The following is a 6,040-nucleotide window of genomic DNA, read 5'->3' as shown; positions in this document are numbered from 1 at the left end:
ACGTGTGGGGCTTTTTTGCCGGGGGTCCGGGGCTGATGTTTTTGGGGCGGGGGGCTTGAGGGGGCCCATTGGGGGGGCAGGCCGGATCCTACCGGGGTTGGTGGGGGGTGGCCCCGCGATAAATACACCGCCCACCCCCAAGAAGGCTCAATCGAGCTTGAGCACCTTGGCCAGGACGATTTTCGGGCCTTTCATCTTCTTGATGATGATGCGCAGGCCTTCGACCTCCAGCACTTCTTCCTCTTCCGGCACGCGCTTGAGGGTCTCGTAGACCAGGCCGGCGAGGGTTTCCGCTTCGATATGGTCCAGGTCCACGCCCAGCAGGCGTTCGACCTTGAACAGCGGCGTGTCGCCACGTACCAGCAGCTTGCCTGGCTGATAGGCGAGGATGCCGCGCTCGGCCTTGCGGTGTTCGTCCTGGATGTCGCCGACCAGCACCTCCAGCACGTCTTCCATGGTCAGGTAGCCGATCACCTTGCCGTCGGCTTCTTCGACCAGGGCGAAGTGCGCGCTGCCCTTGCGGAACTGCTCCAGCAGGTGGGCCAGCGGCATGTGCCGGGATACCCGCTCCAGCGGCCGGGTCAGTTCGGCCAGGTTGAAGGACTCGGGGATATGGTCCAGGTCGGCCAGTTCCAGCAACAGGTCCTTGATGTGCAACAGGCCGATGAACTCGTTACGTTCGGCATCGAACACCGGGTAGCGGCTGAACTTGTGGCGGCGGAACATCGCCAGGATTTCCTTGAGCGGCGCGTTGGCATCCAGGCAGACCATGTCCTCGCGGGAGTTGGCCCAGTCGACCACCTCCAGTTCGCCCATTTCCACCGCCGATGCCAGTACGCGCATGCCCTGGTCGCTGGGGTCCTGGCCACGGCTGGAGTGCAGGATCAGCTTCAGTTCTTCGCGGCTGTAATGGTGCTCGTGATGGGGCCCGGGCTCACCCTGGCCGGCAATGCGCAGGATGGCATTGGCGCTGGCGTTGAGCAGGTAGATGGCCGGGTACATCAGCCAGTAAAACAGGTACAGCGGGACCGCGGTCCACAGCGACAGCAGCTCGGGTTTGCGGATGGCCCAGGACTTGGGCGCCAGCTCGCCGACCACGATGTGCAGGTAGGAAATCACGAAGAAGGCGCTGAAGAACGAAATGGCCTTGATGACTTCCGGCGACTCTACGCCGACGGCGGCCAGCACAGGTTCGAGCAAGTGCGCGAAGGCCGGCTCACCGACCCAGCCCAGGCCCAGGGAGGCGAGGGTGATACCCAGCTGGCAGGCGGACAGGTAGGCATCGAGCTGATTGTGTACGGTGCGCAGGATCTGCCCGCGCCAGCCATGCTGCTCGGCAATCGACTCGACCCGGGTCGAGCGCAACTTGACCATGGCGAACTCGGCGGCAACGAAAAAGCCGTTAAGCAGAACCAGCAGCAAAGCAAAAATGATCATGCCGAAATCGGCGAACAGTGAAGCGAGGCTAAAACCAGGGGAAGGGTCCATGATGGGGTTTTACGGGGTCCGTCATCTGAAAAAATAAGAAAGGCGGTGCCAGCATTCGCTGGCACAAGTCCGCCAATGTAGCGGCTGAGTGTCCGGTTGCCTAGGGGCGTGGCGTCAGGAGGCCTGGCGCTGGGCGATCTGGGCGGGGGTGAAATGGCAGGTAAAGGTGCTGCCATGGCCCGGCACGCTGCTGATCTCCAGGCGGCCGCGATGGCGCAACAGCACGTGCTTGACGATCGCCAGGCCCAGGCCCGTGCCGCCGGTGTTGGAGGCGCGGCTGGAGTCGACCCGGTAGAAGCGTTCGGTCAGGCGCGGCAGGTGCTTGGCATCGATGCCGATCCCGGAGTCCTGCACACTCAGGTGCGCGCCCTGTTCGTCGGCCCACCAGCGAATGCGGATCTGCCCTTCGTCCTGGGTGTACTTGACCGCGTTGAACACCAGGTTGGAAAACGCGCTGCGCAGCTCCGCCTCGCTGCCCTTGAGGCGAATGCCGGGGGCGGCTTCCAGGCTGATCTTCTGGTTGCGCTGGCCGGACAGGGCCTGGGCATCGCTCTTGATCGATTGCAGCAGGGCGTCGATGGCCACCGGCTGGTTGTCCGAGGGGTAGTCGGTGGCTTCCAGCTTGGCCAGCAGCAACAGGTCGTTGAGCAGGGTCTGCATGCGCCCGCCTTGCTGCTGCATCTGCTGCAGGGCGCGGACCCAGCGCGGGTTCACGTCCTCGACATTGTCGAGCAGGGTCTCCAGGTAGCCGGCAATCACCGTCAACGGCGTGCGCAGCTCATGGGAGACGTTGGCGACGAAGTCCTTGCGCATCTGTTCGAGCTGGTGGATGCGCGTAACATCGCGTACCAGCATCAGGTGTTCGTTGTTGCCGTAGCGGGTGATGTGCAGTTGCACGCGCAGGCGGTCGTTGATCGGTGAAGGGATTTCCAGCGGTTCGAGGTAGTTCTCCTGCTCGAAGTACTCCTTGAAGCGCGGGTGGCGGACCAGGTTGGTCACCGGTTGGCCGCTGTCCTGCGGGGTTTTCAGGCCGAGCAGGGTTTCGGCGGCGCGGTTCCACCACTCAAGGTTGCCGTCGCTGTCGAGCATGATCACCGCGTCCTTGAGGGCAGCGGTGGACTCCTGCACCCGGTCGATCACCGCCTGCAGGCGGCCGCGCACCCGCTGGTCGCGGCGTTGCAGGTGGTAGATGCTGTCGAACACCTCGCCCCACAGGCCGTAGCCATCGGGTGGTGCCTCGTCGGGTTTGTGCAGGCGCAGCCATTCATGCAGGCGCAGCAGTTGTTTCAGGGTCCAGCCCAGGTAGAGCGCCAGGCCCAGGGCCAGGCTCCAGCCGTAGTAGCCGCTGATCAGGCCAACCAGCAGGCAGCCAGTGATCAGCAACAGCATGTGGCGAATCAGGGTGCCATGCCAGTTCTGGTTCAATTAACGACGCGTCCTTTGCAATACGTGAAGATCGGTTCAGCTCTTGGTGGAGAAGCGATAACCGGTGCCACGGACGGTTTGTACCAGATTCTCGTAGGCGTCACCCAGTGCCTTGCGCAGGCGGCGGATGTGCACGTCCACGGTGCGCTCCTCGACATACACGTTGCCGCCCCAGACCTGATCGAGCAACTGGCCGCGGGTGTAGGCGCGTTCCTGGTGGGTCATGAAGAACTGCAGCAGGCGGTATTCGGTCGGGCCCATCTCGGCAGGCTTGCCATCGATGGTCACGCGGTGGCTGATCGGATCGAGCAGCAGGCCGCCGACTTCGATCGGTGCTTCGCCGTCGCTGGGGCCTGCGCGGCGCAGTACGGCCTTCAGGCGAGCCACCAGCTCGCGCGGCGAGAACGGCTTGGTGATGTAGTCATCGGCACCGACTTCAAGGCCCTGGATCTTGTTGTCTTCCTCACCCTTGGCGGTGAGCATGATGATCGGGATATCGCCGGTCAGCTCGTCGCGCTTCAGGCGCCGGGCCAGCTCGATGCCGGAGGTGCCGGGCAGCATCCAGTCGAGCAGGATCAGGTCCGGCTTGCGGTCGACGATGATGGCATGGGCCTGCTGGGAATTCTCGGCTTCCAGGCAGTCATAGCCGGCCATTTCCAATGCAACGGCGATCATCTCGCGGATCGGCGCTTCGTCGTCGACGATCAGAATGTTTCTGCCAACCATGTTCAAACCTCTTCCCATTCAGGTGTCGTGGCCCGCATTAGATAACGGAATTATTGCAGTCGTGTGACAGGTATGGGGCCGTTGCAGCAACATTCGGTTACTGAGCTAGGCTTAAATTCCCTCTCTCGAGAAACACGGTGGATCCAATGACACGACATACGCTGAACTGGATGGCGCTCTTCTCCGCAGTGGCACTGGCCTTGCCGGGGATCGCTTCGGCCGATCATGCCATGATGAAAGACGGCATGATGGTCGACCATGCCGGCATGACGTTGTACACCTTTGACAAGGATGCAGGCGGTAAGTCTATGTGCAACGGTGAATGCGCCAAGAACTGGCCGCCGCTGATGGCCAAGGCGGGCGAGAAGGCGGAGGGCAAGTGGACACAGATCAAGCGTGACGATGGTTCCATGCAATGGGCCTACGACGGCAAGCCGCTGTATACCTTCGTCAAGGACAAAAAGGCCGGTGACATGACCGGTGACGGTATGAAGGATGTCTGGCACGTCGCCAAGCCGTAGTGATTTCATCGCGGGGCAAGCCCGCTCCAACCGTAGGAGCGGGCTTGCCCCGCGATAGGCTTTACAGGCTGTAATCCAGCACGATGCTGATAAAGATCAGCAACCCCGCCCAGTGGTTGTGCAGGAAGGCCTTGAAGCACGACTCGCGGTCCAGCTTGCGGGTCGACCAGAACTCCCAGGCAAAGCACACCAGGGCAGCGAACAACCCCAGGTGGAACCAGCCCCCCAGTTCGAAGCGGTTGCCGGCCAACAGCAGGCAGCCCAGCGACAGCACCTGCAGGGTCAGGATGATGATCCGGTCGGCCTCGCCAAACAGGATGGCCGTGGACTTGACCCCGATCTTCAGGTCATCGTCGCGGTCGACCATGGCGTAGTAGGTGTCATAACCCACCGTCCACATCAGGTTGGCGATGTACAGCAGCCAGGCAATCGCCGGCAGCTCGCCGGTGGCGGCGGTGAAGGCCATGGGAATACCCCAGGAATAGGCCGCCCCCAGCACCACCTGCGGGTAGTAGGTGTAGCGCTTCATGAACGGATAACAGGCCGCCAGCGCCACTGCGCCGAACGATAGCCACACGGTCGAGGCGTTGGTGCACAGCACCAGCAGGAAACTCACGCCGACCAGCAGGGCAAACAGCACCAGGGCTTCGCGGGCCTTGATCCGGCCGGCCGCCAGCGGACGGTCGGCGGTGCGTTTGACGTGGCCGTCGACCTTGCGGTCGGCAAAATCATTGATGGCGCAGCCGGCCGCACGCATCAGCACCACGCCGAGGGTGAAAATCACCACGTTGGCCAGGGTCGGCGCACCTTTGGCGGCGATCCACACCGCCGAAAGGGTCGGCCACAGCAGCAGGTAGATGCCGATCGGGCGGTCCATGCGGCTCAGCTGGATGAAGTCCCAGGCCCGTGGATGCAGGCGATTGAGCGACTTGAGCATCTGCAGGTACATCAGCGGTTCTCCCCGGCAAGGTCGGCGGCCTGCCACAACGACGGCAGGAAGACTTCGGCAACCAGCACGCTCAGCCCGGCCCGGTCGAAGCGTGAGCGGCGTCCCCACAGCGTGTCGCTGGCATCGGCAGGCGGCAGCCAGGCCCTGGGGTAATGGCAAACCTCGATGGCACGACGGGTAAAGGCCTGGTCGCAGAACAGCAACTCGCCCAGGGAGCGGCTGCCCAGCGCTTCCATGTCCAGCCCGCCGCTTTCCAGGGCGCTGCGCGCGGCCACGCTGCGGGCGAAGACCCAGGCCTGGCCGTGACCGCGCAGGTACACCTCGCGGACCCAGCCTTCGCTGCCGGGCGGCAGGTCCAGGGCCTGGCATTCGTCGTCGCGCAGCGGCTGCCAGCCTTCGTAAAGGGGTGTCACGGAAAAGTGATCGGCGGATAATCGAGTCAGGCGTCGGGTCAGGGAACCTTCATCGAACAACCAGTCCAGCAGGGCAGGTGTCGAGCTGTCCGCTACCTGCGAGTACTGCAACCATTCTGCAGCGGGCGCTTGCGATGTTTCGTACGGCACGATGGTATGGATTAACAGGCCAAAGAGACCGCGAGCTTAGCATGAATGGCCAATCCGGCTTGCATGCTGGCACCTGGCTCCAGTACAAAGCCCCCTCGTTGATGGTCGCCACTGTAACGTTCCCGAGAGCGGCCACTCCAAAGCCTGTGTTCGTTGAGGAAGTGTGTGATGAAGAAGTGGCAGTGTATTGTCTGCGGCCTGATCTATGACGAGGCCGAGGGCTGGCCGGACGACGGCATCGCCCCGGGCACCCGCTGGGAAGACGTGCCGGAAGACTGGCTGTGCCCCGACTGCGGCGTCGGCAAATCGGATTTCGAAATGATCGCCATCGGCTGATCGCTATTTAATCAATGTTCAAGGAAAGCACG

The 6,040-nt window shown here is 62.9% G+C and carries 7 protein-coding genes; 2 read left to right on the top strand and 5 right to left on the bottom strand.

Annotated elements, in window-relative coordinates:
- Positions 1-147 precede the first annotated feature (147 nt).
- From M2D63_RS03970 to phoB, 3 genes are all read right to left on the bottom strand, one after another.
- Positions 148-1,488, bottom strand: coding sequence for a hemolysin family protein (locus M2D63_RS03970; protein WP_285861489.1), 1,341 nt, complete (start codon positions 1,486-1,488; stop codon positions 148-150).
- Between the two features lie 114 nt (positions 1,489-1,602).
- A complete protein-coding gene (gene phoR / locus M2D63_RS03965; RefSeq protein WP_285861496.1) occupies positions 1,603-2,877 on the bottom strand; it encodes a phosphate regulon sensor histidine kinase PhoR in 1,275 nt (424 codons plus the stop codon).
- A 72-nt stretch (positions 2,878-2,949) separates the two neighbouring features.
- A complete protein-coding gene (gene phoB, locus M2D63_RS03960; protein ID WP_010225936.1) occupies positions 2,950-3,639 on the bottom strand; it encodes a phosphate regulon transcriptional regulator PhoB in 690 nt (229 codons plus the stop codon).
- 146 nt (positions 3,640-3,785) lie between these two features.
- Between phoB and M2D63_RS03955 the strand changes: the two genes are divergently transcribed.
- Complete coding sequence (locus tag M2D63_RS03955) at positions 3,786-4,160, top strand: hypothetical protein (RefSeq protein WP_285861488.1); 375 nt, start codon at positions 3,786-3,788, stop codon at positions 4,158-4,160.
- A 61-nt stretch (positions 4,161-4,221) separates the two neighbouring features.
- On the opposite strand, the gene ubiA is transcribed toward M2D63_RS03955, so the two are convergent.
- Positions 4,222-5,109 (bottom strand): 4-hydroxybenzoate octaprenyltransferase, encoded by an 888-nt coding sequence (ubiA, locus tag M2D63_RS03950; protein WP_285861487.1) that lies wholly within the window; start codon positions 5,107-5,109, stop codon positions 4,222-4,224.
- The gene (locus M2D63_RS03945; protein ID WP_285861486.1) at positions 5,109-5,672 is read right to left on the bottom strand and encodes a chorismate lyase; all 564 of its coding nucleotides are present in this window, start codon (positions 5,670-5,672) and stop codon (positions 5,109-5,111) included. The genes ubiA and M2D63_RS03945 overlap by 1 nt, the downstream gene beginning before the upstream one ends.
- 168 nt (positions 5,673-5,840) lie before the next feature.
- On the opposite strand from M2D63_RS03945, the gene M2D63_RS03940 reads away from it, so the two are divergent.
- A complete protein-coding gene (locus M2D63_RS03940) occupies positions 5,841-6,008 on the top strand; it encodes a rubredoxin (protein WP_011536423.1) in 168 nt (55 codons plus the stop codon).
- Positions 6,009-6,040: the final 32 nt, after the last annotated feature.

Source organism: Pseudomonas sp. BJa5, from assembly GCF_030272875.2.
Taxonomy (GTDB): Bacteria; Pseudomonadota; Gammaproteobacteria; order Pseudomonadales; family Pseudomonadaceae; genus Aquipseudomonas.
Note: the sequence above shows the minus strand (reverse complement) of the source record. Positions and strands in the feature narration are given on the sequence as shown.